The organism is Dyella sp. 05T440, from assembly GCF_056395965.1.
The window spans coordinates 1-26,854 of record NZ_JBFTKN010000021.1; the positions used below are offsets into that span (position 1 = coordinate 1).

Below are 26,854 nucleotides of genomic sequence, written 5' to 3' on the forward strand. Positions count from 1 at the left end.
CATCGAGGTTGAAGGCGGGTTGAAGGCGTAGAACAGCGGTGCTTGCGCAGCTTGCTGACGACCCATCATCGTGGCAACGTCCACTTGTCCGATGGGTAGGCAGTGAATCAGCTTCAGACGGCCGATTCAACTGACTTTTTCAACACAATCGACCCATAGCGGTCACTGACAAACCTTCCGCATAGAGCTGGCACCCTTCACGCAAGGACTAGACCGTGAGTCATCGACGTCCCTTAGGGTTTTTGTTCGGTTTGATGGTCTTGGTGTGTCCCGCCTACGGTCTTTTTGCTGCCGAGAGAACATTTGCCGAGCAAGGGTTTGTCCTTACTCCTTCTCAGGCTGAGGACCTAGCCGGTCAGGCGCTCGATGGGTCGGGTGACTCGGCTCTTCGACTTTCGCGCTTCTATTCAAATGTGACCGTCAATCTGGATGAGTCGCTGAAATGGGCCATCATTGGAGCAGAGAACGGCGACGCGAACTGCGCGTTCACCGCCTATGCGCTTCTCCGAGCACGCGTGTCGCCAGATGATAGGCGGCGAGCGAGGTTCTGGTTGAGGCGAGCCGCAGAGCAAGGCTACAAGCCCGCCGTAGATGCGTTGAACAGTTCAAGCTAAGGTCCGCTTTCGACCCGTAGCAGACCCAAGGGGAAGGGGACGCGCGAAGGTCAGGTGAGCGCCCGCGAGCACCAAGTCTTCGAGGCCAAGCCGATCTCGTTGATGGGCCTCACGCGCGTGCCAGGATGAGAGCTCATCGCGACTGACGATCCTCGAATTTCCCAAGAACTCGTTCGACCCAGGGGCGGATAGGTGACCGGCCGCCGTTGGAGTACATTTCGGCCTGTGCACGAGGTCGTCCACACCTGAGGCGGATGCATAGACGTGGTGTTCCGGCGCTTGATGGCATCCGGCATTTCCCGACTTAGAAAAAGGCCCCCGAGAGGAGGGCCTTCTTCACTTTCAATTGGCTATGCCCTGGATGCCTTTGGGGCATTTGCCAGCGAATGAATAGCGACGGCCGGCCGCTGAAGCAAACGCGACAACCTGTCTGCTCAGCGCAAGATCAACGCCGCCGGCGCCTTGCTGCCAGGCCGCGCGATCGCGTACATCTGCCAGCTGATGTCCTTCAGCAGCGCGTAGTGATCGTCGCCCAGCGTGTAAAGATCGAAGTGGCCCTTGTCGGGTAAGAACCGGAAGTCCGACTTGGCGCCCAGGCCATCCAGTAACGCTTTCAACTTGTGCGCGGGGCCCTCCAGGTAGGCGCTATCGGCGCTGCCCACATAGAGGTGGATCTTGCCGTCCAGATCGCCCTTGAGCTGCGGCCATTGCTGCTGCAAGCGATAGGCGATGTCGTAGTGGTCATGCCAGTAGCTCATCACTTTGGGATCGACCGCACCGGTGTCGCGATCGAACATCGGCATCGGCCGACCGTCCTTGCCGCGCGGCGAGAACACCCACTCGAACGAGGCCATCTGGCCGCCGTACTCGCCGATGACCCGTTCCTGCTTCGAAAACTCTTCCAGCGTGACCAGCACCTTGCCCTGGTCACGAAGAAACGGCCGCGGCTTGCCCTGCGTATCGCGATAAAGGTTGGCGTTCGGCGCGTACAGATCCACGCCAATGAAATCGTGGAAATCGCTTGGGTCCGGCGAGGTCGACCAGGTGCCGCCGAAGATGGACGGGTAGTTCGTCTGCAGCCATAGCGTGGCCCAGCCGCCGGACGAATGGCCGTTGAGGAAACGCCCGTTCGGCGTGGCGTCCATGTGGTACTTCGCTTCCAGAGCCGGTATCAGCTCGGCGGTCAGCGCCTGCCCCCAGGGGCCGTTGTTGACCGAGTCGGCGAACTCCACCGTGCCGGTGTAGCCAGACTCATCCAGGAAGACCCAGATCATCGGCGGCATCTCGCCCTTGCTCATCGCCGCATAGACACTGGCCAGCACGGGAATCATGCGGTCGTTGTTGCCACTGAAACCATGCGTGTAATACACCGTCGGGTAGCGCGTGGTGGCATGGGCGTCGTAGCCCGGCGGCAGCAGTACGCGGCCACGCATGGCGATCGGGCGGCCCCAGAAAGCACTCAGCGCAGGGCTGGTGAAGTCGATCGCCTGCGTATGCGCGCGCGCTTGCGGCAGCCATTGGCGCACCGCGGCCGGAGTCTGGGCCGACAGCGTCCACGGATCGCTCGCCGGCAGGGCGCGCGTGAGCTTCAACACTGGCGCTGAGGTGGCCGGCAGATGCACCGACACCACCTCGCTGACCAGATCGCCCGCGCCACGACCGTCTACGACGTTATAGCCGTGATCCACATCGAGCACTGCCTGCATCACGTAGTCGCCCGGCGGCAGCTTGGAAAAAGCCGCCGGAAATGCCTGTTCATCGGCGTCAAGCGTCACCGGCTGGCCTGGCAGCAGATGGGTCACCTCGCGCGCCGCTACCGAGGCCTGCTCGGGAAAAAACGGACTGGCGTCGACCGCCTCGACCTTGCCGTCCTTGGCCGCTGCCTGCGCCGCCTTGGCCTCGCTGGCGAATAACAGCAGGCGACCGCTGACCGGCTGCTGGGAGGCGCCGTCCAGTTCGATCTGGAACAGACTCTGCGCCGGCGCGGCCTGCTCGGCCTGTGCCAGTCCCGTCCACGCCATCCCGGTGCCGCTTACGCACACTGCCAGCAGTGCGGCGGCGATCTTGGTTTTATATTGACCCACAAACACTCCTAGGCGGCCATAGGCGCCGCCGGTGAAAACATCGCTGATCCAGGAAGCCAATACGAGCTGGCATCCCGGGTATTCTTAGTTGGCGTTGACTGGCGCCAATGGCTTTCGCCGCAAGTCCTGATCGTTTGCTTGTGCGTGCGCTGCAGTCATCGTCATGGCAACAGACATCCCGCCAACCATCGATCGCAAGTACTTGTTCGTGATTTGTCTCCAGGAAAGGCCATTGGGGCAATGGCTCTTTTCTACTTCGCTGGCAGTACGAACCCGGTTACGTATTTTTTCTGTCGGATGAAATGAGAGCTGCTCCGAACTCTTCCTGCATGACGAGGCCGGAAATTCGTACCTCCTGCAGTTGCGGGGAGACTAAGCGTCACCGAGGGCCCAAGCCGCGCCAAGGTCAACGAAGCGGAAGAACTTGCTTGTCTTGAGCTGCGCGTGCGCCAGCCGCGCAGCGGCATGATGTCGTTGGCCCGAATTGACCATCAGGCCAAGACGAGATCTCTCAAGGAACATCACTCATGAATCTCACTTGTAGCTTAGGTCGGAACCGTAAGGTCCGCTTTCGACCCAAAGCAGACGCCAAAAGCTGGTGAAAACCGAGCCTGGTTTTGCAGGTCGCTAGCCGATTGCATGATGGTTTTGTGAAGGCAGTGCCGGCGGAACGCGGGTGCTATAGTTTTTCAGCGCCGGTAGCGGCCGGCTTGGTTTCACTGGCGCACTCCCATGTGTGGAAGCCCCCGGGCTGTGATTCTTCCTGGTGTGATGCTTCCACTGTCCTTAGCGGCTCAGGAAGAGGTATCGCTATGAAGACTTCGACACTTGCATTGGTGGCATCCACGGCGCTTGCGATGGCTATGCCGGCTTTTTCGGATGACGGTCCATTGGGCCAGGATGGTACTTTGTCCTACAGCGGGAATTTTCTTGTCTGGAAAGATGCAGGCCATCGCATCGTCTTGACGACGGATGCATTTCAGCGGGTTTTCGTGAGCCAGGTTCGGCCTGACGGTTGGATGGGATTGCACAGCACCGACCAGATTGAACGGATCGATGGGCAGCCGGTGCGCTGGGTGGGACAACTCGTCGGGCAGATGAAGAGTCACGCGCCGAGTCCTGTCGTGCTCACCGTTAACCACCACGACATCGACATGCGCATTTACCAGCGACGAGACCTTCAGTTTGCGCGGGTCGATTACGCGAAGTTCATCCCGAAAAGCTGATCGTCTTGTGACACAGGGTTGAAAGTCGGCGTCGCGCTTCGGGTTGGACCTGCCTGTTTCCTGGCGCTGCTTTTCCTGATGGATTCTTTCGCAGTGATCATTTCCTGGCGCGCATGACCCATCGTGGGCATGCGCGCCAGGCGAACGAACGCGCGCAATTCGTGGTGCGTGCGTATCTCTGAATTCAAATGACTTTGCTTCGGCTTCGGGCCATGGTGTGCAGGCAAAAACGGACGCTTTTCGCATCAGTCAGGCTGAGGATGGAAGCTGGTGAACAGTTGGCAGGGTCAGCCATGAACGCAGAAGAGATAGCCGAGGTCCAGGCTCGGTATAGCCATCTGGTCAACTATGTTGATCAAGACCCATGCGTTCCGATAGATCCGATGTCTTACATCGACTCGAATGGTCTACCGCTTCGCACTACGCCTATGCTGGCGGGCGTGAGGACACGGTGGATTTTTTGCTCTCGAATGGGGCAGACACTTTTATCCGAGATAGCTTTGGCCGACTTCCTGACGAGTGTCGTCGGGACAAATAAGTCTTGGACGGGCAATCGTCCGCTTGAGACCGAAGAGGACGACGTCCAGAACCTGCTTTGAGGCGCTGTCCGCTTGACGTTGTAAATTACCTGACCTAAGTTAGGTATATGGATGATGCCATCAAGCGTGTTCGTCGTTTCAACCGGGCCGTGACGGCAGCAGTCGGCGCGCTGGACGAGTCCTTTCTTGGACGCGGTCGGCCGCTGGGGTCTGCTCGCGTCATCAATGCCATTGGGCACGGGCGAACCGACGTCGCTGTTCTCAGGGAGTACCTGGGTGTCGAAACCAGTTTGATGAGCCGCTTGTTGCGCGGCCTTGAAGATGAAGGCCTGGTCGAAACGGTGGTGAGTACGCAGGACGCGCGCCGCCGCGTCGTGCATCTGACCAAGACTGGGCGATCAGAATTTCGGGCGTACGAAAAGCTTTCCAACACCCAGGCCGACGGGATGCTCGCCGGCCACGCGTGGCCAGACGAACTGTTGGCAGCCATGGATCTCGTGGCCTGCGTACTTGGGCGCGACCGCGTCATCATTGAAGAGGCGGACCCTAAAGGGGAGGCAGCCACCTACTGCCTCGGCGCCTACTATGCGGAAATCAGCAGTCGCTTCGAGCATGGTTTCGACGTATCGCGTTCGCGGGATCCGGTCGCCGCGCAGATGACGCGGCCTCGCGGCGCGTTCCTGGTCGCCTGCTCTGACGATCTTCCTGTTGGCTGCGTGGGGTTGAAGGGAGGCGGGCCCGGCGTGGCGGAGATCAAGCGGCTCTGGGTGGCGCCTGCTGCGCGTGGCATAGGACTTTCGAAGCGCCTGATGGCCCAGGCTGAGCGAATTGCGCGGGAGCTGTCCATCAAAACGCTCCGCCTGGATACCAATCGCGCATTGCCTGAGGCAAAACAGCTCTATCTCAAGACGGGATGGAAAGAGATCGATCGCTTCAACGACGATCCCTATGCCGATAGCTTCTTTGAGAAGCAACTGTGATGTCAGCGCACGGCCGGCTGTCGCGGGAGGCTGTTCAAGCGAAACGAATGGCGTCGAATCGCTTGGCGCAGTAACGCGGTATCGATCGAGCTTCTGCTGTCGGTCGGATGCAGCCCTCCAGGTTTTCGCCATGCCCGAACAGTGTCTGGTCGTGTGCGCTCTACAGCCGCGCGCTTGGACAAGGCGAGCCGCCGGCCTGTATCGCGTGGAATTCGATGGAGAGGCCAAGGTCTTCCTGCGTGGGGGCCAGGAAGGAATCGCCGGACAGGCCGCGATAAGTCGCCAGCTTGTGCTCGTAGCCGCGCTCGACCCAGCGCTGCGCACGTTCGAGATCACTCACCCCCAAGCTCACGCCCAGGATGCGTGGGCCGCCGCTCGCCATGGTCTGCTGGGCCAGCCCAGCGCCGTCGGGTTGCAGTGCCAGCAGCGCGGTCGGGCCGACGGGCACGCAGAATCCCTTGGCGCCGAGTGCGGCCAGCTTTACCGGCACTGCGTGGCCGTAACCCATTTTCTCAAGCTGCCGGCGATCGGCATCGGCGTCGCCCGATACCAGCCATATCGACGAAAGCTCGCGCGCGCCGTTGGGGTGTTCGCGCGTCACACGGTAGTCGTCGGCATTGGCGGGGTCGAACTGATCGGGTGCGTAGCCGGCCGCGTAGTCGATGAAAAAGGTGTTGCTCGACAGCGGTGCGCGGTCGAAGGCGAACAGACGCCAGCCTGGCTTGGCGCTATCGGGCCCGGAAAAAAATGGCGTGACGGCGTAATGCAGCGACTGCAGTGACTGGTGGATCGTGTCGAGCGACGAAGAGCGAAAGCCGAACGTGCGTGAACCGGGGCCGCCTTTCAATGCTTGCTGATCCTCTTTCATGCCCGGATCGAACGTGGGATCGGGCCGTGTGATGCCGAGCAATTCGATAAAGCTGCTGTCCGAAAAACGGATATAGCGATTGGCCACGCCATCAGGGTCGCGCCCTGGCCGGACTTGAAAGCCCAGCTTGACTGCCATGACCGACGTGACCTGGTCGATCCCGCGGCCCCACAGCAGGATATGGTCGAGTCGCGTGGTGGGAGCCACCGGTGCGGCTGCGGCCGTGGCGGGCTGGGCGGCGGCGAAACACACAAGACATGCTGAAAGAAAGGGGATCAGGCGCATGCGTATCCTCACATGAACGTGGATGGTGCTCTCGTGCAGGCCGCAGAAGTCATGACGTCTTCGGCTGCGATGAATCGAACAGCGGCCATGGGCCGGTCGGTGCGCTCGCCACCTGGCCAGGGGCTCTCGGCGCTCTTTTATGCGTGTTCCGAACGGCGCCTACAAGGACAATTTCCGGACAAAAACGGCCATCTCGGATCGGCCGCAACGCCGTGCATCGCAAGCGCCGTGGTAGCCCGCGGCGATCACCCGCCGGCGCTGCGGCGCAGCGACAGTGGTGACATGCCGAACGCGCGCACGAAAGCGCGACGCATGCGGCTCGCGTCTCCGAAGCCCGTGGATGCCGCGATGTGGTCCAGGGTGAGGTGGCTGGTCTCGACCGCGATGCGGGCGGCTTCCAGGCGCAGGCCTTCCACGACTTTTGCCGGCGTCGCGCCGATTTCTGCCGAGAAGGCGCGGGCAAAATGGCGGGGACTCATCGCGGCGCGCTCGGCCAGGCGCTCGACCGTCATCGGTTCGGCAATGCGTGTGTGCATCCAGTTGATCAGGTCGCCGAAGCGTCCGGTCTTGCCACCTTGGTCCACCAGCACGGAGTACTGCGACTGCCCGCCGTGTCGTCGCTGGTGCACCACGAGCTGCTGCGCCGTGCGTCGCGCAATGCCAGGGCCGAGGTCGTCTTCGACCAGCGCCAGCGCCAGGTCGATGCCTGCGGAAATGCCTGCCGAGGTCCACACGTTGCCGTCCCGGACGAACATCCGGTCGGCATCGAGCCGCACCTGCGGATAGAGCAATCGGAAACGCTCGGCGACGGCCCAGTGCGTGGTCGCGCGCCGGCCATCGAGCAAACCGGCCTGCGCGAGAAAAAACGCGCCGGAGCACACGCCCGCCGCTCGCCGCCACGCATCGTCGCCGAGCCAGTCGACGATGTCGCCCTGGTTCTCTTCGATCTGCGCGAGATTGCCGCCCGATACGATCACGGTGTCGAACGGCTTGCGTTCAATCGGCGAGGCCGCCAGGCTCACCCCCGACGAACTGCGCACGACGCCGCCTCCGGGGGCCAGGACGGTAATCGCATAACTGTCCGGCCGAAACCGATCGGCCATCTCGAATACCGCGACCGGGCCGGCCGCATCCAGCAGCTGAAATCCCGGAAAAACAATGATGGCGATGTCGCGTCGCATGGTGGCAGTCGCATGACTCGGTCCAGTGTCGAGAAAGTGGCGTAACTGCAAGGCGTGCGTCAAGGCCATGATCACGAGCAGCGAAGCGAGCGGGCCGATTTCGCTGAAGACGAAGTAACGGGATCGCTTTCACTTGCTGGGCCAGGTCCGACGGAGGATGCTGGCGGGGTGCGGGGCCAGCGCAGTGTGATGCGTGGACGGTCCGCGCTTCTTATCCAGGCACAAGAGGCGGAGACGGCATGAACATGGTGCGCAACCTGGGCCTGGTCGTTTTTTTCGTGTGGTTGATCATCGATGCCTTCGTGGTCTTTCGCCTGAAGACGGGCACGGCGGAGAATCGGGATCACCGGTCATTGAAGTTGCTGATGATGGGTGGTCCGGTGGTCTTCGCCATCTGCATCGCCTTGTCCTACGGGGCGGTGGGAAGCTTGCATTCAGTGGCCCTGCAATGGGCGGGACTGGTCGTTCTGCTGATCGGCATCGCCGTGCGTTCACTCGCCATCGCCCAGTTGGGCCGGTTCCACACACCGAACGTGGCGATTCGCGGCGATCATCAACTCAAGGAAGCAGGCCTGTACGCCTATGTGCGCCACCCAAGCTATCTGGGCGCCATGATTGGATTCTTCGGCTTTGCCCTGACCTTGAGCAACTGGCTTGGCGTGATCGTGATGGTGAGCCTCACTACGTGCCTCTATCTCTATCGCATCAAGGAAGAGGAAGCGGCGCTGGCCGAGGCGTTTGGCGACGCATTTCATCAGTACGCGGCACGCACCAAACGCCTTGTTCCCTGGGTCTACTGACCGACGCCGTGGAGGCCATGAAGCCGTGGCGTCAGGGCGGGTGAAGCGATTGTGTCGCCGCCGTCCCTTATGGCGCCATCGGGGGGATTTCATCGAATGAGCCGACGGGCACTTCGGAAGAGGCAAGGCCTTCCAGTGCGCTGTCCAGCTCGTGATATTCCCTGGCGAAACGCTTCTTGAAGTTCTCAAACGCAGCGGCGGTCTGCCAGCGGTCCATGGTGAGGTATCGGCCCGCATGTTCGCGGCTGCGAAGCAGTCGTACTTCAAGAAAGCCAGGGGCTCGCGCAAACAGCTGAGCCCACGGACCGTCGGGGCCATAGGCAGTTTCAAAAGCCGTCCGTTGATCCTCGGGTACCAGGAACTCCCAAACGGTGGCGTAGCTCATGCTCTATCCCTCCGGTTTGGGCGCGGCTTGAACTGCTCCGTCGGCTTGCGCTTTACGGAAATCAGACCACGCCAACGGCCAACGTGAAGCTCTGGAGAAAGTGGAAATCGGGGCGGCGCAACGCATAGTCGGGATGGTTGGGGTCGCACAGGCGCATCACTTCTTCATGATCGCTGCTCGACAAATACGCTTGCAGCCGCGAGCCCCATGTGCCGCGAAAAATGGCATTCAGCAGGTAGTTCTCGTCCTCCAGCCGCAAGGGGGCGAGGCGTTCGATCATGAAGGTGCGCACATGCACGTCCCGCAATCCGGCCTGGCGCAGCAGGCCGGCGATGGCGCGGATGGAGGTGAGGTCGCGCTCGTCCAGCTGGTATCGGTCACGGTAGTACTGCCGAACGGCCTCGTTGACCAGGCGCTCCAGGCGGGAATCCCAGGCGAAGTACATGTCGGGCAAGAGCGAGCTCTGACCGAGCGCAACGCGCCCGCCAGGGCGAACCAGAGCCATCAGGGCTTGCAGGCCCGCAACCGGCGAGCGGAGATGGTTGATCACGTTCACTGACCAGACCAGGTCAACGCTGGCAGCCACCATCGGTAGCGCCAGAATGTTTCCTTGCAGCAGCAGTGAGCCGCTCTCGGTGGCCGTGCTGTGCGCCGCCCTGACGTGTGGTGTCGCCAGGTCCATGCCGATCACGGCGCCATCGGGGCCGACGTCGTCCGCCAGCCATGCCAGTGCCTCGCCGGTGCCACAGCCTGCATCGAGTATGCGCATGCCGGGCTTCAACGCCAGACTCGCGATGGCCTGGCGTATTTGGGGTGCGGCGAAGGCGTTGAACAGCCGGAGTTTGTCCGCGTAGTCGCGCGACGCCGTATCGCCAAGCAGTCCCAACGTGGTTGTCGGACGAGTCATGGGATCACGCATGCCTGAGTGGGAGCTGCGGTGGCCGAAGGCTTGTATAGCCTCGACCGTCAGCCATGCCAAGCCTAGTGGGCGTTTAGAGATCACGCCAGCGGCAAAGCTGGTGAAGAAAAACTGCCGTTCGGGGGACGGGCAGGGGAGGTCATGGGTCATATGTCCATCGACACGGGTCGCTGACCGCCCCGGTCGATATGCTGCCAGCCGCCATGCCATGCCGAGCCGTCCAGAGGCTGCCTGGATCATGGCTCGCGGCATCCATCATTGAGACACACATCATGATGCAGCTCACTCGACGTCAGTTTCTCGCAGCTGCTGCCGCCTTCGGCGCGGCGGCCATCTGGTGCAGGCCGATGCTTGCGAAGTCGAGTGTGGCGTGGCGCCCATGCACAGAGCGATACCCCGAAGGCGTCGCCTCCGGCGATCCCACGGCCGAGAGCGTGATGCTCTGGACGCGTTATCCCTCTGCCGATGCCCGCAAGCGCTGGACACTTCAGGTCGAAGTGGCCGAAGACGCTGCCTTTGAGCGCGTCGTCGCCAGTGGCAAGGCGCGGGTATCGATCGCGTCCGATTGGACTTGCCGCGTGCTGATCGGCGGACTGAAGCCCGCGCGCGAATACTGGTATCGCTTCACGGACAGCGAGGGCCATGGCAGCCGCATCGGCCGCACGCTGACCGCACCCGAAGAATCGGACGGGCGCCCCGTACGCTTCGCCTTTGTTTCATGCCAGAACGCGAATGTGGGCGCACAGAATGCGTACCGGCGAATGATTTATGAAGACGAGCGTGCCGCTCCGGAGGATCGTCTCGGGTTCGTACTTCACCTTGGCGATTTCATTTACGAACTCGTGTGGTATCCGGAAGACCGGCCGCAAGGCATGTACGACCGGCGCATCCGGGATGTCGTTCGCTACGCGCACGGCGAAAAAATAGACGACTTCCATGTGCCGACCACGGTGGACGACTATCGCGCGGTCTACCGTGCCTACCTGCGCGACCCGGATGTGCAGGACGCCCGGGCACGCTTTCCCTTTGTGTCGATCTGGGACAACCACGAGTTCAGCTGGCAAGGCTGGCAGAGTCTGCAGAAATTCGATGGCAAGACACGGCCCGCGCAGACACGCAAAGTTGCCGCCAACCAGGCGTGGTTCGAGTTCCATCCCGCTCGCGTCAAGACACCGGGTGAATCGCTCGAATGGTTCACTGCGCCCAGTGTCGTGGATGCACCCATCGAACACTACGATGATGCAGGGCTGGGTCTGGAAGCGAACAATCTGGCCGCACTGGCCAGCCTCACCGGCTACCGTGCGCTGCGCTGGGGCAAGCATGTGGATCTGGTCATTACCGATCAGCGTAGCTATCGCTCCGAAGAGCCCGTTGGCCGACCGGAGGCCAAGGTTTTCTCAAGCAAGGACTTCCCTCAGTTCATTCCGCAGGAAGTGCAGGAGATCCTCGACGCCGGGCGCACCTACAACCACGGAAATCCGCCCCCATCGATTCGCTACGATGGCCACGACGTGGACAACTTCTGGCGCGACAGGCCCGCCCAGACCATCCTGGGCGCCAGGCAGAAAACCTGGTTTCTCCAGCAATTGAAGATGTCGGACGCGACCTGGAAGATCTGGGGCAATACCACCGCCACGCTTGATATGCGCGCTGACCCGCAGAACTTGCCTGCCGGATTGACCAGGCCGTGGCCGGGCGCCGGGTATGCGGGATTCGGCGGCGGCGACCATGGCAGCGCCTATGTCGAGCGCGCCGAGATCTACGATTTTGTCGCGCGCGAAGGCATTACCGGATTTGCGACCGTCGCCGGCGACCGCCACAGTTTCTGGGCCGGGCTGGCTGCGAAGTCGTTGCCGCCTCAAGCCTTCGAACCGGTGGGTGTGGCCTTCGTGGTCGGTTCGATCTCCGCGCCTGGCATGGTGGAGGCGATGGAGCACAGTTTCCCCAAAGATCATCCGCTGCGCCCCTTGTTCCTTGCCAACAGGCCGGGCGTGGACAAGCCGGCGCCGACCATCAACATGCTGCTTCGCCACGGCGTTCGGTCTTGTCTGGAATACGCCAAGAGCGGCGACCTGGCAAAGGCGCGTGCCATGACGAATACCGACAACGCGCCCCATCTGGCTTTCGTCGATATGGGTGGGCACGGCTATGCCGTCGTGCGGGCGTCAGGACACGCGCTGGAGACGCAGTTCGTCTGCCTGCCGCGACCCCTTGAGCGCAGTGATCGCGAAGATGGCGGCCCGCTGGTCTATCGCGTGCAGCATCGCGTATCGCTGTGGGAAAAGGGTCAGTCGCCGCGTCTTGAGCAACGGATGCTGGAGGGCGATGCGCCATTCTCGGTTTGAGAGAGGAGGCATCGTGGCGCAACCCGCCGTACTTCCAGCATCGACGATAAGTAAAAATACGCGCCAAAAAACCGTACGTTTGCTGTCGAAATGACCGGCCGGGACAGTGCACGCTGTTGCGGTGCCAATGGGGAACGGTCATGAAAGCTTATGCGCGGTACCTGAGTGTTGCTCTGGCGGCGTTCGTTGCCGCAATGGCCAATGGGCAGACGCCAACGCCCGTGCCGAACGACCAGGACATCAGCGATAGCTATATCTATCTGCTCAGTCGACTGCTGGTGCTCAACCAGGAGCAGGCGGACTTCAGCAACGGCTTTCAGTGGAACCAACTCGTCCACCGCAAGGTGGGTGAGGTGGACTGGCCCAACCCCAATCTTGATGTCGCTTATTCGGAAGCCTGGGTGGCCATCGATGAGAAGAGCTGCGCCTTGATCACGGTGCCGAAGGTGAAAGACCGCTACTACACCGTGCAGTTCCTCAATGGCTGGGGTGAGACCCTGGCGAACATCAATGAACGCGTTTATCCGCAGCGTCCTGATGGTGAGTTTGCCGTGTGCCTGAAGGGCGCCGTGGTCCAGCTGCCGGCAACGACGCAGCGCGTGGATGTGTCCGCCAAAGTGCTGCGCGTGCTATCCCGCGTTGAACTGGGCGCAACGCCGGACGAGGCCGTGGTGCTGCAGAAGAAGTTCAACATCCGCGCCAGCGGTCACCCGGCTGCGCCCGAGGTGCCAAAGACGGTCAGGTTCGATATCGAAAAGTTGCCAGGCGTAGAAGCATTCGACTCGGCCACCGTTGCGCTGGATAGCGCCGCGGATATCAACCTGGGCATGGACAGGCTACAGGCGAGTACGCGTGCCGTTGCCAGGGCAATCAAGGATGCGGGCGTGCGTCAGCATGTCGATCAGGTGATTCGCCAGCAAGCGATTCCTGCGATCTACAAGGCCTCGCCAACGCTCGGCGATGGCACGGTAAAAGATGGTTGGGCGCTGCCCACAACGATCGGTGTGTATGGCAGCAACTGGTTGCTGCGTACCTTGGTCAACCTTGGCGGCATCTGGGCCAACAGCTATGAAGAGGTGATTTACTACAAGGCCTTTATCGATCCTTCGGGCAAGCCGCTCAATGGCGATCACTCCTACGCGTTGCGCTTTGAGAAGGAGCAGCTGCCGACGCTCTACGCGACGTACTTCTGGTCAGTCATTGCGGTGGATTCGGGCCATCGCCGTGTTCTTCCCAATCCACTCAAACGCTATCTGCTGAGCAATTTTTCCAAGCTGAGCTACGGCAAGGATGGCTCACTGACATTGTATTTTGGCGCCGCCAAGCCAAGCGGCGCACCCGATGGCAACTGGATCCCCACGCCGAAGGGAACAGGCTACAGCTTGACCTTCCGCTTCTATCGACCCAAGGGTGCTGTGGCTGATCGCAGCTACTTTCCGCCGGCCTTGAAGGAGCTGTGAGGCTGGCGGCTAGGGCGTCTTCAACACCGAGGGCGGCTTCCACGTGCCATTGGTGATGGCGGCGTCGGGCCAATAGGCGCGTATGTAGAGCGAGAAGTCATCCGCCGGGGCGGGCAGCCAATTGCTCTCTTTGTCCTTGCCGGGAGAGGCGTGCTGGACATAGAAGGTGAGCGAGCCATCGGCATTGGTCTTGAGGTCCCGGCTCTTGGTGCCCAGGGAATAGCGATTGAGCGCATTGGGCTCGAACAAGTGGTGCTTGTTGTACATCGTCAACGACCAGAACCCTTTTACCGGCGGCGTCTGGCCCTTGGGGAAGGTGATCGTATACGCATGGTTGCCTGCGCCAGTGAGCCTGATGCCCTTGGCGTCGAAATCGGTGTAGATGTATCGCGTCTCCTGCGGCGCGTTGTCGTACATGTTCGACTTGGCCGTTGCGGTGCGCGACAGATAATCCACGCCCCAGTTGGCGCCATTGGGCGGCGAGGTCCAGCCGTTGCCCACCGGACGACCGTTGTTGCGGAACTCGAACAGCGGCGCAATGATTTCCTTCTCTGAGGCCACGGCAGCCTGCACCAGCGCCTGCTTGAGCTGCGGATCTTTGGCGGCGGCATCCAGCACCGACTGGATCGAAGCGTAAAGCGACTCTTCACCCGGTTGCGGCGGAATCTGCTTCATCACGACAGGCAGCTCGTCAAAAAACTTCTCCGGAACCACCCACTGGATTTCGCCGGCTCCGCTGCTTGGAGGGGCCGGGTAATCGGGTGTCTTGTGCCAGTCGATGGTCTTCATCTTGCCGTCGAACTTGTCCAGCGGATAGACCATGATCTGGCTCAGCGTTTTCTGTATGGCCGCTTTATCCTCGGGCGTGTCGTCCATAAAGGCGCGCGGCAATACGACCGCCAGATCGGTGGTTGACCGGCAAACGCCGGTGATGCCCTTGGGTACCTGGCCTTTCCAGTTGGGGCCTGCCAGCAAATAGAAGCCAGGCTTGGTTCCATATTGTTTGCCGATCGCACAGAAAGAGTCGGTTCGCGCATCGGCGATCTGGTAGACATAGAAGCGGTCGCCAAAATCGGGCACTTGAACGACGACCGGCAGCGTATCGAGATGCTGATACCCCGAGCCGTAGACGGTGTCCTGGTTCGGGCAGGTGATGAACTTCTGATCCGCCTTGAGATAGTCGGTCAGCATGCTGATGGCGCCCGGAGGCGACACGGGGAGGATGCCGCCATTGCGGCCGGGTCCGGGAAGCTTGGCCAGCGCGAGCGACCGGTTGTAGTTGTTGACCAGCGGCCAACCCCAGATGTACGCCATGCGACCGATGGCCTGGACGTACTCCTTGGTCATCATCGTGCCCTCAGGCGTGCCCTTCAGTTCACCGGCGTGAGCAGGGGCCGGGACTTGAGGCGATCCCGCTTGAGCATCGGTCGACGGACAGGCGTGCGCCAGGCCTCCCGCGCCCAACAACACCAGGGTCACCGAGAAAAGTGGAAGTGCTCTGGACATGACCATGCCTCCAGTCGGAAACCATCTTGCTGCACGGCTCGTGGGTGCAGAACGCCGCTATCCAACCATAGGCAGGCGAACGTCGCCTCTGTGGTACTACCGATACGAGGTAGGTAAAAACACCTAAACGCGCCGCGTCGACAGCGGCAGGGATGGGATGACTGCCGGGCCTCTGGCCGGCAACGAGCGGCTCGCTGCCCGTATGCATGAGGCATGACCGACAGATGCGACATCGCTCCCATGACAGTCGGCCATCGGCCACTGGATGAAACGAGATGGACGTCCGAATTCGATCCGTCGCGAACGCATGACATCGATGCGCGTTCATATGCAATGCTCACGGCGGGCGACGATGCGCGTCAGGCTCTTGCGGCGCGAGCCTGCGCGAGGGGCATGGCGTAGAGCGCAGGCGTAGAGCAACGCCGCATGGTGAACCAGGTCGTGGTGATGGCGCAAATGCTATCTGACACCACGCCGGACAGTAGTCGCGTCGCCAACTCCGGCCTCATACTGCGAGGCATCCTTGGTATCGGTCCGGAGTTTTCATGCGTCGTCGCGACTTTCTCACAGGAGCTGTAGCCGCCACCGCTGCTGCGTCCACCCTTATGCTGGCCGGCCGCTCGGCGCAGGCCGCGCCTGCCGCGCAAGCCGCCCCCACCGGGCTGGCCGGATTGACGTCCATCACCGGCGGCGCCAAGCCAATTACAGTTGAGGAGCGACGCTCACGTATCGCCAGGCTGCAAAAGCTGATGGTCGAGCAGAAGATCGGCGCCTTGATCCTGGAGTCGGGCTCGAGCCTGGACTACTTCACCGGCATCCAGTGGCATCGCTCGGAGCGTACGACGGCTGCGGTGATTCCGGCCCGGGGCGACATCGTCGTCGTGACCCCGGCCTTCGAAGAGCCCTCGATCCGCGAGACCTTGGCCGTGGGCGACGATGTGCGGCCCTGGAACGAGCATGAAAGTCCGTTCGCCCGCCTGGTCGGCGCACTGCGCGACCGCGGCGTGACCTCCGGCCCGATTGCCTTCGAAGCCACCACGCGACTGTTCATCGTCGATGGTGTGCGCGACGCAAGCGCAGGCGCTTACACCGTGGTTTCCGGCGACGCGCTGGTGAGGGCCGTGCGCCTGATCAAATCCCCGGCCGAACTCGCGCTGATGCAAACCGCCAATGACGTCACCCTGGCCGCGCTGCGCTACGTCCATGGCCACGTTCGCGCCGGCATGCGCCCCGACGAGATCGCCACCATGATGAACGAGGCCACCGAGGCCCTGGGCGGCGCGCCGGAATTTGCCCTGGTATTGATCAACGAGGCCAGCGCCTATCCGCACGGTTCGCGCCAGCCGCAGACCCTGCACGAGGGTTCGGTCATCCTGATGGATGTGGGCTGCGCCGTGCACGGCTATCAATCGGACATCTCGCGCACCTGGGTGATGGGCAAGCCGACCGCGAAACAGCGCAAGGTCTGGGATACCGTCAAGCGCGGCCAGGAGATTGCGCTGGCCACCGCCAAGCTGGGCTCCCCGGTGGGCGCCATCGACGATGCCGTGCGCGCCTACTACGAAAAGGAAGGCTGGGGCCCCGGCTACAAGCTTCCCGGCCTTCCGCATCGCACCGGCCACGGCATCGGCCTGGACGGCCACGAGTCGCCCTACCTCGTGCATGGCGACGCCACGCCGCTGGCGGCGGGCATGTGCTTCTCCGACGAGCCGGGGCTCTACATTCCCGGCGAATTCGGCATCCGCCTGGAAGACTGCTGGCACATGACCGAGACCGGCCCAAAACTTTTCACTGAGCTCGCCAAGTCGATCGACGACCCGATTTGATGGGTTTCACGAGTACTGACGAGCGTTGGGGAAACCTCCGCTCTGGACTCGAAGCGGAGTCAGGTACAACCAGAAATCAGGCGGTGCGTCAGATTCGCTTCCGACCCGAAACGGACACGCGAAGGCGAATCTGGCGCGAGCATCGGGAGGAGCATGGCTGGATGGATCTGGTTCGGCTCAAATTTGACGATGGTTCTGGCCGTTGCTGGCGACGTGTGCTGCGACCCCATCTATTCAATAAGGGATCTCATCCAGGCGATACGGTATGTCGATAAGCAAACTGGTTACTTCGTTGCCATAGAAAAAAACAGATACACCATAGGCACTGCACTCGACGACATGCCGCAATACTCGGACAGCCTCGAAAACTGTTCGTCCAGAGCGTTCAAATGTCGAAATATCGCTAATCTCGTATTTGCCATACCAAGGGTAAAGACGAGTCAGCTCAACGGACGAGTGCGTCCGGCTTAAGTAAGGTCAAGCAAACCAAGGGCCTGCTTTTGCACCCATTTGAGGGTGTCCTCGTCGACACTGGCTTTGCGAAACACTGCGCTGCCCATAGTCAATGTCATCAGCGTCGCCGCTTGGGCACGCGCCATTGGCCGCCGGGTGCCGCGTTGCGTAATGAGTTCTTCCAGCAGTGCGCACATACGCTGGATATGCGCGCGCCCGAGTTCAGCCAGCTCCGGGTCGCTGGGGGCTAGCTCCACGATGGCATTCACGCAAAAGCAACCACGATCATCAGGCCGGGTGTCCACCAGGGCTCTTACCATGGCGCGCAAGGCGTCGTCGGTATCCTCGTGCTCATCCGCCAGTGCCTTCATGTCGGCGTAGAAAGCATCGGCATAGCGCCGATAGGCATGCAGGAGCAGCTCACGCTTTGAGCCAAACGCTGCGTAAAAACTTGATCGGCTGAGTTGGGTTGCCTCGGTGAGGTCATCCAGCGAAGTGGCCTCGTAGCCTTTGCGCCAGAACACGCCCAGGGCGTCACCTAGAGCCACCTGTTGATCGAACGATCGAGGTCGGCCAGCGCGGGACATGGTTTTTGGCATGACGTCATCACCTTGACAGCGTGTGGGTGCATTGTGGACCATTCAGTCCAGAATGTGAAACTTCGATTTTTCCCCTGCCTCGACGGTGCAACGCCGCGAGGTACCCATGTTGCTCTCCTGCAAACAATAAGGTCACGATAATGAAATCTTCGGGTGTGTTGATGCGTGCCGGCCTTGCAATGGCGGTGATCCTTGGCTTAGGTGCTGTGGCAGCGCCAGTGCAGCAGGCGCAGGCGGCGGCGCCGCAGATCAGGAAGTCCGGTGCGGCGTACTACCGTTTCATGCTCGGAAAATTCGAAGTCACCGCGCTCTCCGATGGCACGACGGCGTTGCCCGTCGACCAGTTGCTGACACAGACCACGCCTGAGCAGGTGAAGAAGGCTCTCGCGGCGAACTACATCAGCATGCCTTACGAGATGAACTTCAACGCCTTTCTGATCAATACCGGCGACAAGCTCGTACTGATCGATACCGGCGCAGGCGCACTGTTTGGCCCCAACCTGGGCAAGATGGTCGATGCGCTGAAGGCTTCGGGCTACACCCCTGAGCAGGTGGATGAAATCTACATCACCCACATGCACCCGGATCACATTGGCGGCCTGGTGGCCAACGGCAAGGCCGTGTTCCCCAACGCGCTCGTGCGCGCCGACAAACGCGAAGGCGATTTCTGGCTGAGCCAGGCCAACCTGGATAAGGCCGGGAAGGATGACAAGGGCTTCTTCCAAGGTGCCCAGGCCGCACTCAAGCCGTATGTGGACTCCGGCAGGTACAAGCCGTTTGATGGCGCTGCGGAGTTGTTGCCTGGCATCAAGTCCGTGCCCCTGCCCGGTCACACACCGGGACATGCGGGTTACATGATCGAGAGCGAAGGCCAGAAGCTGCTGGCCTGGGGCGATGTGATTCACGTGGGCGCGGTGCAATTTGCCCAACCCACCGTCACCATTCATTTCGATGCGGACAACAAGTCTGCCGAGGCAGCCCGTCTGAAGCTGTTGGCCGACGCTGCCAAGCAAGGGTACTGGATCGCCGGCGCCCACTTGTCGTTCCCCGGCGTGGGCCACATCCGCGCTACCGGCAATAACAGCTATACCTGGATTCCGGCCAGCTATACCGCTATCCACTAAACGCAGGTAGAACGAGCAGACCGGGGCTGCGGGCTGTGGCCCCGGGGCTGCAACATAGCGCTGATTTGATTGTGTCAGCGTGTGTCATGCAGATTACGAAGGCAAAACTGGGGTCAGAGTGGACTTTCCATGCAAGCGGTCGGGAGAAGTGCACTCTGACCCCAGCTTTCTCTCAATAAGGTAAATCTATGGATGGAGAGGGAATGGAGACCGTATGTCGGGCCTGTGGCCATCAAAGGGGCCCGGGCTCTTCTGCCCCTGAATGGCAGTGTCCTTCTTGTGGCAAGGCTTATGCGAAAACCTCGCACGACTCACCTGACCCGCTAGTCGTCTACGAAGATGGGGACCTTGCGGAACCGCGACGGGGCGTGGGCAAGAAATTCTTCCTGGTCGTGTCGTGCGTGATGTTCGGCAACTTCTTCCTGATGGGAGTGCTTTACTGGGTGCTGACTCGGTTTCACTTGGTGGAAGCCAGGTCCACGGTGCTGAGCATATGCAGGTTCATCGCTGCTTTTCCGCTTGCGACGGGTTCCTTGATGATCGTGTTTGGGCATATCCGAAACGCCCTGAGCGGCTTCATCGTTGGGAGCGTTGGAATAGGGGCGCGGGAGATTTATGCTGCCAAAGAGCCCATAAACTTTATTGTTACTCTGATTGGGCAACTCGCAGGGTGGACGGTGATGACGTATATCTTCTTCAAGCTCACTGTGTACGCGTCGAACTGGACGACTGCGGAATTTTGAGTGTCCGCTTTCGATGGCGGATTCAGCCGGTGGTTGCAACACTCCTGCTGCTCGCGAAGTCTTCAGTGTGTTGCAACCAACGGCTGAATCCGCAACCCAAAGCAATGAGATGGACTCCTCCCCGTCTTCGGCATCGAGTGCCAGACTGGAAGCGATAGAACCAGTCGCTGGCGAAGAGGAGTCCACCCATGAAGCTTACGCGCATCGGAGTAGACGTGGCCAAGCAGGTCTTCCAGGTCCACGGAGTTGATCGACACGAGCAACCGATATGGCGTCGCCGCCTGTCACGAGATCGGTGGCTGAAGGCCGTGCAGGAGGTGGCCGAGCCGGGTTGCGAGATCGGCATGGAGGCGTGCGGTGGTGCGCACCACTGGGCACGGCAACTGCAGGCAAAGGGCTATCGCGTGAAGCTGATCGCGCCGCAGTTCGTGAAGCCGTATGTAAAGAGCAACAAGAATGACGCCAAGGATGCCGAGGCAATCTGCGAGGCGATGAGTCGCCCGAGCATGCGCTTTGTGAGCGTGAAGAGTGTCGCTCAGCAAGATCTGCAAGCCATGCACCGCGTGCGTGCGAGTCTGGTGGAACAGCGTACGGCCAAGGGCAATCAGATCCGCGGCTTGGTTGCCGAGTATGGCCTGGTCGCGGCGAAGGAGATGTCCTCGTTGCGTCGCGCGATTCCGAGCTGGCTGGAGGATGCCGACAACGGTCTGAGTGCGAGCTTCCGATACTTGCTTGAAGGTCTGTGGCGAGATCTGCGCTTGGCAGACGAGCGCATCATGGAATTGGATGGCCAAATCAACGAGGCAGCCAAGGCTGATCCGGATGCGCGTCGGTTGCAGCAGTTGCGCGGCGTCGGCCCCGTGGTCGCCACGGCCTTGGTGGCCTGTGTGGGCAATGCCGGGCAGTTTGCCAACGGTCGACAAATGGCTGCATCGCTTGGCCTTACACCACGGCAATGCAGCTCAGGCGGCAAGGACCGCTTGTTGGGTATCAGCAAGCGAGGCGATGCCTACGTCCGGTCGCTGCTGGTCCATGGCGCCCGTGCCATGTTGCGAACCGCACCGCGACACGACGATCCGCTGAGCCGATGGGTGACCCGCCTGGCATCGCGATCCCACCCTAACGTGGCCTGTGTGGCGATGGCCAACAAGACAGCGCGCATGGCCTGGGCCATGTTGCGTCACGGTACGAACTACCAACCGGCGCTGGCGGCCGCCTAACCCGAACATCCGAGGAAATCCCTTCACGATTGCGAAGCTCCCGAAGTGATGACGAACCGGTCGAACCGGCGTCGGCAAAACCCTGAAAGGTCCGTGTGCTGAAAAGCACGCCAAAGCGATTGGGAGCCGACGCGCGACTAGCTCATCGTGGCCCGGCACCGCCTGACGGTGCAGCGTTTAGAGGCCGGATATACGTGCGCAGTCGACACGGACGCCAGAGCTAAGAGATGCTTGGCAAAGGGGAGGAGTCCATATACGGACACTTTCTTGCTGGAAAGGATTTCGGCCAATGACAGCATCCATGGAAACAGGCAATCGACTGGTACTTCGCCTGGCGCACCACTGGCGGTTTCCTGGAAACGCCGCGCTCGGGTTCGCTCTGGGGTGTGTTCTTTCATCCGCTTCATGCGCAGCCATGGGGGACGACGAGCTCGCGGTCTATCCCACCTATGCACGCTGGGATGGGTTTTATAAGTACGAGTACATCATTACAGCCGCTATGGTTGGTCGGGCTCCGAAATGGAACCCGGCTGTGGCGCCTGATCCGCCTCTATCCCGCTCCGATGCGATAGCTAGAAGCAAAGAATGCATCGTCAAGATACCCCCGGGCCAGGTAGATCTAACTGTTCTGAGTACATCGACGGCGGCCTACTGGTCATTAGATGGAGCAAAGCTACAAAAGGTGCTGGATGGTTGGGCGTGGACCATTTCCTACGAGCTCACTTCAAATGGTCCGATGACAGGCCAATGGCCGACCATGGATTGTTGGGTACTCATGGATGGTTCGGTTCTCGAACCACAGCCCAGATCTGTGCTGTCTCGTTGAGTCTGGGCGAACGGGCTCGGGTTAAGTTCCTGGATCGAATGCCATCCAGAAACTGGTCCTGCTTCTTCTTAGGTCGGTTCGGTACATTGAACGTCCCATGACGTAATCGGCCGGATGAACCGGCCTCAAGGGGAAAAATGGAAAGGCTTTCGCTTCGCATGTGGATGGCTGCGGCAGTTGTGCTGCTTGGGTCCTGCTCGGCGTCGAATCAGCTGGATCAAGGTCGGCGAGCGTTGGAGGCGGGGGATTTCGCTGCGGCCAGGGCGGCCTTTGAGCCGTTGGCAAAAAGCGGCAACGCTGAAGCGCAACAACGATTGGGCCGAATGTACATCTACGGGCAGGGCGTCCAAGCCAGCGAAGAGATCGCGATGAAACTCTTCGAACAGTCCGCGGCACAAGGTTATCCGGACGGCATCAATAGCCTTGCTGCCGAGCTTGAGGGTATCCCAGGCGATCTGCCGCGCGCCGTGGCTCTTTATCAAAAGGCATCGGACATGGGCAACGCCAGGGCTGAGTACAACCTTGGACGCATGTACGAGCACGGCAGGATCGTGCCGCAGGACCAGGAGAGGGCGGCGGCGCTGTACTCGAGCTCGGCCAAGCAAGGCTACGACCTGGCCGAGTACAACCTTGGACTTATGTACGACGATGGAAGAGGCGTAACCCAGGACAAGGAGCAAGCGGTGCATTGGTACGGGGAAGCCGCCGCCCAGGGCAACGATATGGCGCTCAACAACCTTGGCGTGATGTACCAGATAGGCGATGGCGTACCGCGCGACGTCAACCGTGGGGTCTCCATGCGCAAGCAATCAGCCTTGAAAGGCAACGTCCAGGCGCAGCGGGGCCTCGGCCGCATCTATGCAAATGGCGATGACGTGGCACAGGACTTTGCCGAAGCCTTGCACTGGTATGGCATGGCAGCCGCAGCGGGCGACGCGCAGGCCGAGTCTGGCCTGGGCGACCTGTATCGCGAGGGCAACGGCGTCCCTCGGGACTACGCCAAAGCCAAGGATCTCTATAGTCAGGCAGCAGGCCAAGGAGACCGCAACGCGCTCAACAGTCTGGGCATGATGTACGGAAACGGAGAGGGGGCTCCCAGGGACGATGCACTCGCCGCGACACTTTTCCGGCGATCGGCAGAGAAGGGAAATGCGGCGGCCCTGTTCAATCTCGCCGTCATGTACCACGTCGGTTCGGGTGTGCCGTCTGACGATGTGATTGCTTACGCCCTGGCGGACACAGCGTGTCGACTCGACAACGAGGTGCAAGCCAGGGTGGGCGGGCAGCGCGACGATATCGCCCGATCGTTGAATAGCCTTCAGCTCGCTTCCGCACACCGGCTGAGTGAGGAAATCGCGACCAACGGGCTGGATAGGGCACTGGATGACTACGTGGCGAGTTCCACGCTTCTCTCGAACAAGAAGTCGGCATTGCTCAAGTGAACCAGGCAGGTGCTGGCAGCTTGCGGGCGACCCGGTGTCATCTGACGACACAAAATGAATTTTTCAGCGGAGGTAGTGGATTCCCGCTCGCCTCACATGGATCGCCCATAGCAGACGTCTAGACCGTATGGCACGCCGACCATGCCTGGATAGAAGTACGAAGCCGAAAGTCCGCTTGCGACCATCGGCCGACGCCATGACGACGTTGCGCTGGCTCATGCGTATAGTGGCGGGCAAAGTTGCTCGCGCAGAGAGATTGCCATGCTGCTCAGGGGACTCAGCTTTTTTCGGTGGACGGATCGGAAACGATCCACCCTCGGCGCTCTGGGCGCCGCCTTGCTAGCCTGCCTGAATGGCTTGGCCTACGCGCAGTCAGTGCCGGTATCGAGCGCGGTGCCCACGCTGGCCCCCGTAGTGGTGAGCGGCATCCTGCCCGGACCCGCCCTGTGGAAGGTGAGCAAGGCCGGCCATGTCATGTGGGTGCTCGGCCTTACCTCGCCGGTGCCTAAAAACATGCAGTGGAAATCCGCGGGAGTCGAAAGCCGCATTGCCGCCTCGCAAGCGGTATTGAAGTTGCCGAGCCTCGAGATCGGCGTGCGTACGAGTTTCTTTCACAGCACGATGATGCCGTCGCTCCGGGAACTGAGAAAAAATCCCGGGCAGCAGAGCCTGCAGGACGTACTCACGCCGCAGCTCTATCAACGCTGGCTGCTGCTGAAAGCCCGATATCTCGGCGACGACCGCCGCGTGGAGAGCATGCGGCCCATTCTTGCCGGTCGCGAACTCTATGAGGCCGCCCTCAGGCACTACGGTCTGGTCAATGAAGATGGCCTGGAGAAGATGATCTACAAGGCCGCTGCCCACGCTGGCGTTGCTGGCGTCAATACGTCCTATCAACTGGTGCTTCAAGATCCGAGCGAGGCGGTACGATCGTTGAGTGACAAGCCGGTGGATGATCAGCAGTGTCTGGGCCTGGTGTTGGACGCGCTGGATCATGGGCTGGCCCAGACCGTAGCGCGTGCGAATGCGTGGGCGACCGGGGACATCGACACGCTGCGGTCCATCTTGTCGCAAGTACAGCAGGACTCCTGTCTTTCGACGCTGGACGGATCGCAATTCGCCACGACGCTGGGTATCAACGATATGGAAGGCCAGGTCAGGAAGAGCTGGATCGACAGCGCAGAGCGTGCGCTCGATAAAAACAAGCAGACCTTTGCGGTACTGCCGATGCATGAGCTGCTTGCGGCAGATGGCTACCTGGGCGCGCTTCAAGCCGATGGTTATAGCGTGCAGGCACCCGACAAATAGTTCGGGCGACGCGAACAGGGTCAGGTCAAGTTCCACCATCGGGCACAGGGTGTCGCGTTGGAATCCAGTCAAACTCTACGTTGACCTATCTATCTCCCATGCACACTCAATCCCGCCATTGGATGTTGTCGCTGAAGATCCTGAGCGTGCTTGCCATGTCGCTGATGGCGATGGCCGCGCGGGCTGCGCCCGGGTCCGACCATCCCACCGTGGTCATCACCGATGTGACGATCGTCGACGTTGAAGGCGGCCGCACCGTCGGCCCGAGAACGGTGGTCGTCAAGAATGGACGCATTGCTTCGATCGATGCGAAGGGCTCGGTGCCCGTTGGTGATTCGATCCAGCGTGTCGACGGTCGTGGACGCTTTTTGATGCCTGGTCTGATGGACATGCATGTCCATCTGTTCAATCTCTCCTCGCACCGCCCGCCGAACGACTGGTCGTTTCGCATGTACATCGCCAATGGCGTGACTGGCGTGCGGGACATGCGCTCCGATGCGGCGTCGATGCAGTTGGTGAAGCGCTGGCGCACTGCTGTGGACAGCGGCCAACTCGTCGCACCTCATATCGTTGCGGCGGGTATTTCGGTGTACGGCAAGTCGCCGGATGGCGCGAAGGCTGATGTGGATGCCGCCGTCGATGCCGGCGCCGATTTCATCAAGGTCTTCTCCGAGGTGCCCGCCACGCATTGGCGCGCCATCCTGACGGAAGCGAATGCGCGCTCGCTGCCAGTGGTTGGGCATGTACCCGCAGGCATCTCGCTGTTGGACGCCGCCAACGCCGGACAGCGCACCGGCGAGCATCTGACCCAGGTCTATGAGGCGTGCTCATCCGCCGAGGCGAAGATCCTGGCCGAGCGCCAAGGTCTCCAGGGCGATGCGCTGATGTCTCGCGCCAGTGCGCAGGAAGCGGAAATTCTCGGTACGTTTGATCAGGGCGTGTGCGGGCGCATGGCCAGGGAGCTGGCTGCCACCGGCCAGGTGCAGGTTCCGACATTGGTGCTTGCAGACGAAGATGAACTTGCTCGCCACGCCCAACCCAACGACGACTACCGCTGGCGGCTCCTTCGCCCCGATGAGCAACGGCGTTGGCAACGTTTCCTGGCGCAATACTCGAAAGAGGATGCGAGCCTGGCTGCCCGGCGCTGGCCGATTGCGCACAACATCGTGTCCATGTTGCACCAGGCTGGTGTCCCCATCATGGCGGGCACGGACGCGCCCATGCCGGGCGTCTATCCGGGCTACTCCCTCCATGAGGAATTGAAGTTGCTGGTCGCGTCGGGGCTTGCGCCGATCGAGGCACTGCGCACGGCGACGCTGGAACCTGCCCGGTTTTTGCGTATCCAGGACAGGAGTGGATCGGTGGCCGTCGGCAAGCAAGCCGACCTGGTGTTGCTCGATGCGGATCCCACCAAGGACATCGGCAATACTCAGCGCATTCGCGCGGTGGTGCTTGCTGGTCGCCTCTTGGAGCGCAGCGATCTGGATGCACTGCTCAACGACGCGGCCAAAGCGCCACCCTGAGCCAAGCGAGGTAGCAGGCATGTCGGATCGGATCGCAGAAGCTTCGCCGCGTCTCTGGGCCAGGATGACCGGCTTGGTCTATTTGCTCTACTTCGTGACGGCCATAGCCGCCGAGGTGGTGGTTGGTCGGGGGCGACTGGTGGCCTATGACGTCGTCACGCTGGTGGCCTACGGCCTCTATGTTGCCGTGACGCTGCTCTTCTACCGCATGTTCAAGCCGGTCAGTGCGCGCCTCTCGCTGATTGCAGCGCTCTTCAGCCTGGCGGGGTGTGCCATTGAAGTGACAGGTGTCTTTGATCCTGGCTTCCGCGGGGTCCTGCCGCTGGCATTTTTTGGTCCCTATTGCCTGCTGATCGGCTATCTCATCGTCAGGTCGACCTTCCTGCCGCGGGCTCTCGGCGTGCTCTTGATGCTCGCCGGTCTGGGCTGGCTGATTTTCCTGACGCCGCTCGCCAGTCCGCTGTCTCCGTATCTGAAGGCGCTAGGATTTGCCGCGGAGCTATTGCTATGCCTGTGGCTCATTGTGATCGGCGTGAACGTTCCCAAATGGCGGGAAATGACGCGCGCGGGAAGTTGGCCAACATAAGGGAGTCTGACG

General features: G+C 61.2%; 21 protein-coding genes. 14 read left to right on the plus strand and 7 right to left on the minus strand.

The features are described 5' to 3' along the window. Positions 1–215 precede the first annotated feature (215 nt). A complete protein-coding gene (locus AC1DE1_RS19830) occupies positions 216–614 on the plus strand; it encodes a hypothetical protein (protein ID WP_477177466.1) in 399 nt (132 codons plus the stop codon). Positions 615–1,048: 434 nt separating this feature from the next. On the opposite strand, the gene AC1DE1_RS19835 is transcribed toward AC1DE1_RS19830, so the two are convergent. Next, positions 1,049–2,635, minus strand: coding sequence for an alpha/beta hydrolase (locus AC1DE1_RS19835; protein ID WP_477179283.1), 1,587 nt, complete (start codon positions 2,633–2,635; stop codon positions 1,049–1,051). Between the two features lie 875 nt (positions 2,636–3,510). Here AC1DE1_RS19835 and AC1DE1_RS19840 point away from each other — a divergent pair. Next, entirely contained in the window at positions 3,511–3,924 is a 414-nt protein-coding gene (locus AC1DE1_RS19840; protein WP_477177465.1) for a PDZ domain-containing protein, read from the plus strand. A gap of 646 nt (positions 3,925–4,570) precedes the next feature. Further along, positions 4,571–5,443, plus strand: a complete 873-nt coding sequence (locus AC1DE1_RS19845; RefSeq protein WP_477177464.1) for a GNAT family N-acetyltransferase — start codon at positions 4,571–4,573, stop codon at positions 5,441–5,443. 160 nt (positions 5,444–5,603) lie between these two features. On the opposite strand, the gene AC1DE1_RS19850 is transcribed toward AC1DE1_RS19845, so the two are convergent. After that, positions 5,604–6,596, minus strand: a complete 993-nt coding sequence (locus AC1DE1_RS19850; RefSeq protein ID WP_477177463.1) for a VOC family protein — start codon at positions 6,594–6,596, stop codon at positions 5,604–5,606. Positions 6,597–6,841: 245 nt separating this feature from the next. Next, on the minus strand, positions 6,842–7,777 hold the full coding sequence (locus AC1DE1_RS19855; RefSeq protein ID WP_477177462.1) for a GlxA family transcriptional regulator: 936 nt from the start codon (positions 7,775–7,777) through the stop codon (positions 6,842–6,844). A 239-nt stretch (positions 7,778–8,016) separates the two neighbouring features. On the opposite strand from AC1DE1_RS19855, the gene AC1DE1_RS19860 reads away from it, so the two are divergent. Further along, complete coding sequence (locus AC1DE1_RS19860; protein ID WP_477177461.1) at positions 8,017–8,577, plus strand: methyltransferase family protein; 561 nt, start codon at positions 8,017–8,019, stop codon at positions 8,575–8,577. 67 nt (positions 8,578–8,644) lie between these two features. On the opposite strand, the gene AC1DE1_RS19865 is transcribed toward AC1DE1_RS19860, so the two are convergent. Further along, entirely contained in the window at positions 8,645–8,962 is a 318-nt protein-coding gene (locus AC1DE1_RS19865) for an antibiotic biosynthesis monooxygenase family protein (protein ID WP_477177460.1), read from the minus strand. Positions 8,963–9,023: 61 nt separating this feature from the next. Further along, on the minus strand, positions 9,024–10,121 hold the full coding sequence (locus tag AC1DE1_RS19870; protein WP_477177459.1) for a class I SAM-dependent methyltransferase: 1,098 nt from the start codon (positions 10,119–10,121) through the stop codon (positions 9,024–9,026). A 32-nt stretch (positions 10,122–10,153) separates the two neighbouring features. Here AC1DE1_RS19870 and AC1DE1_RS19875 point away from each other — a divergent pair, with 32 nt between their 5' ends. Both AC1DE1_RS19875 and AC1DE1_RS19880 read left to right on the plus strand, forming a co-directional pair. Further along, the gene (locus tag AC1DE1_RS19875; protein WP_477177458.1) at positions 10,154–12,226 is read left to right on the plus strand and encodes an alkaline phosphatase D family protein; all 2,073 of its coding nucleotides are present in this window, start codon (positions 10,154–10,156) and stop codon (positions 12,224–12,226) included. Between the two features lie 140 nt (positions 12,227–12,366). After that, positions 12,367–13,686 carry a DUF1214 domain-containing protein gene (locus tag AC1DE1_RS19880; RefSeq protein WP_477177457.1) on the plus strand — a complete coding sequence of 440 codons (1,320 nt, stop codon included), beginning with the start codon at positions 12,367–12,369 and terminating at the stop codon, positions 13,684–13,686. 9 nt (positions 13,687–13,695) lie between these two features. Here the strand turns inward: AC1DE1_RS19880 and AC1DE1_RS19885 are convergent, their stop codons facing one another. Then, a complete protein-coding gene (locus tag AC1DE1_RS19885) occupies positions 13,696–15,192 on the minus strand; it encodes a DUF1254 domain-containing protein (protein WP_477177456.1) in 1,497 nt (498 codons plus the stop codon). Between the two features lie 545 nt (positions 15,193–15,737). On the opposite strand from AC1DE1_RS19885, the gene AC1DE1_RS19890 reads away from it, so the two are divergent. Then, positions 15,738–17,018, plus strand: coding sequence for a M24 family metallopeptidase (locus AC1DE1_RS19890; RefSeq protein WP_477177455.1), 1,281 nt, complete (start codon positions 15,738–15,740; stop codon positions 17,016–17,018). A gap of 467 nt (positions 17,019–17,485) precedes the next feature. On the opposite strand, the gene AC1DE1_RS19895 is transcribed toward AC1DE1_RS19890, so the two are convergent. Then, the gene (locus AC1DE1_RS19895) at positions 17,486–18,070 is read right to left on the minus strand and encodes a TetR/AcrR family transcriptional regulator (RefSeq protein WP_477177454.1); all 585 of its coding nucleotides are present in this window, start codon (positions 18,068–18,070) and stop codon (positions 17,486–17,488) included. Positions 18,071–18,210: 140 nt separating this feature from the next. On the opposite strand from AC1DE1_RS19895, the gene AC1DE1_RS19900 reads away from it, so the two are divergent. From AC1DE1_RS19900 to AC1DE1_RS19930, 7 genes are all read left to right on the plus strand, one after another. Next, positions 18,211–19,194: an MBL fold metallo-hydrolase gene (locus AC1DE1_RS19900; protein WP_441605298.1), complete on the plus strand. Its 984-nt coding sequence runs from the start codon at positions 18,211–18,213 to the stop codon at positions 19,192–19,194. A gap of 368 nt (positions 19,195–19,562) precedes the next feature. Continuing rightward, positions 19,563–19,937: a hypothetical protein gene (locus tag AC1DE1_RS19905; RefSeq protein WP_441605299.1), complete on the plus strand. Its 375-nt coding sequence runs from the start codon at positions 19,563–19,565 to the stop codon at positions 19,935–19,937. 188 nt (positions 19,938–20,125) lie between these two features. Beyond that, positions 20,126–21,157: an IS110 family RNA-guided transposase gene (locus tag AC1DE1_RS19910; RefSeq protein WP_477179278.1), complete on the plus strand. Its 1,032-nt coding sequence runs from the start codon at positions 20,126–20,128 to the stop codon at positions 21,155–21,157. Between the two features lie 963 nt (positions 21,158–22,120). Next, positions 22,121–23,425, plus strand: a complete 1,305-nt coding sequence (locus AC1DE1_RS19915; RefSeq protein WP_477179279.1) for an SEL1-like repeat protein — start codon at positions 22,121–22,123, stop codon at positions 23,423–23,425. Between the two features lie 261 nt (positions 23,426–23,686). Further along, positions 23,687–24,733 (plus strand): TraB/GumN family protein, encoded by a 1,047-nt coding sequence (locus AC1DE1_RS19920; RefSeq protein ID WP_477179280.1) that lies wholly within the window; start codon positions 23,687–23,689, stop codon positions 24,731–24,733. 155 nt (positions 24,734–24,888) lie between these two features. Further along, positions 24,889–26,256 carry an amidohydrolase family protein gene (locus AC1DE1_RS19925; RefSeq protein WP_477179281.1) on the plus strand — a complete coding sequence of 456 codons (1,368 nt, stop codon included), beginning with the start codon at positions 24,889–24,891 and terminating at the stop codon, positions 26,254–26,256. 19 nt (positions 26,257–26,275) lie between these two features. Then, positions 26,276–26,842, plus strand: a complete 567-nt coding sequence (locus AC1DE1_RS19930; RefSeq protein ID WP_477177451.1) for a DUF4386 domain-containing protein — start codon at positions 26,276–26,278, stop codon at positions 26,840–26,842. Positions 26,843–26,854: the final 12 nt, after the last annotated feature.

What these genes read in the sequence shown, in the direction of transcription:
- AC1DE1_RS19835 (WP_477179283.1), bottom strand. Translation starts at nt 2,635, where the DNA reads ATGGCGTGGACGGGACTGGCACAGGCCGAGCAGGCCGCGCCGGCGCAG.
- AC1DE1_RS19840 (WP_477177465.1), top strand. Translation starts at nt 3,511, where the DNA reads ATGAAGACTTCGACACTTGCATTGGTGGCATCCACGGCGCTTGCGATG.
- AC1DE1_RS19845 (WP_477177464.1), top strand. Translation starts at nt 4,571, where the DNA reads ATGGATGATGCCATCAAGCGTGTTCGTCGTTTCAACCGGGCCGTGACG.
- AC1DE1_RS19850 (WP_477177463.1), bottom strand. Translation starts at nt 6,596, where the DNA reads ATGCGCCTGATCCCCTTTCTTTCAGCATGTCTTGTGTGTTTCGCCGCC.
- AC1DE1_RS19855 (WP_477177462.1), bottom strand. Translation starts at nt 7,777, where the DNA reads ATGCGACGCGACATCGCCATCATTGTTTTTCCGGGATTTCAGCTGCTG.
- AC1DE1_RS19860 (WP_477177461.1), top strand. Translation starts at nt 8,017, where the DNA reads ATGAACATGGTGCGCAACCTGGGCCTGGTCGTTTTTTTCGTGTGGTTG.
- AC1DE1_RS19865 (WP_477177460.1), bottom strand. Translation starts at nt 8,962, where the DNA reads ATGAGCTACGCCACCGTTTGGGAGTTCCTGGTACCCGAGGATCAACGG.
- AC1DE1_RS19870 (WP_477177459.1), bottom strand. Translation starts at nt 10,121, where the DNA reads ATGATCCAGGCAGCCTCTGGACGGCTCGGCATGGCATGGCGGCTGGCA.
- AC1DE1_RS19875 (WP_477177458.1), top strand. Translation starts at nt 10,154, where the DNA reads ATGATGCAGCTCACTCGACGTCAGTTTCTCGCAGCTGCTGCCGCCTTC.
- AC1DE1_RS19880 (WP_477177457.1), top strand. Translation starts at nt 12,367, where the DNA reads ATGAAAGCTTATGCGCGGTACCTGAGTGTTGCTCTGGCGGCGTTCGTT.
- AC1DE1_RS19885 (WP_477177456.1), bottom strand. Translation starts at nt 15,192, where the DNA reads ATGTCCAGAGCACTTCCACTTTTCTCGGTGACCCTGGTGTTGTTGGGC.
- AC1DE1_RS19890 (WP_477177455.1), top strand. Translation starts at nt 15,738, where the DNA reads ATGCGTCGTCGCGACTTTCTCACAGGAGCTGTAGCCGCCACCGCTGCT.
- AC1DE1_RS19895 (WP_477177454.1), bottom strand. Translation starts at nt 18,070, where the DNA reads ATGCCAAAAACCATGTCCCGCGCTGGCCGACCTCGATCGTTCGATCAA.
- AC1DE1_RS19900 (WP_441605298.1), top strand. Translation starts at nt 18,211, where the DNA reads ATGAAATCTTCGGGTGTGTTGATGCGTGCCGGCCTTGCAATGGCGGTG.
- AC1DE1_RS19910 (WP_477179278.1), top strand. Translation starts at nt 20,126, where the DNA reads ATGAAGCTTACGCGCATCGGAGTAGACGTGGCCAAGCAGGTCTTCCAG.
- AC1DE1_RS19915 (WP_477179279.1), top strand. Translation starts at nt 22,121, where the DNA reads ATGGAAAGGCTTTCGCTTCGCATGTGGATGGCTGCGGCAGTTGTGCTG.
- AC1DE1_RS19920 (WP_477179280.1), top strand. Translation starts at nt 23,687, where the DNA reads ATGCTGCTCAGGGGACTCAGCTTTTTTCGGTGGACGGATCGGAAACGA.
- AC1DE1_RS19925 (WP_477179281.1), top strand. Translation starts at nt 24,889, where the DNA reads ATGTCGCTGATGGCGATGGCCGCGCGGGCTGCGCCCGGGTCCGACCAT.
- AC1DE1_RS19930 (WP_477177451.1), top strand. Translation starts at nt 26,276, where the DNA reads ATGTCGGATCGGATCGCAGAAGCTTCGCCGCGTCTCTGGGCCAGGATG.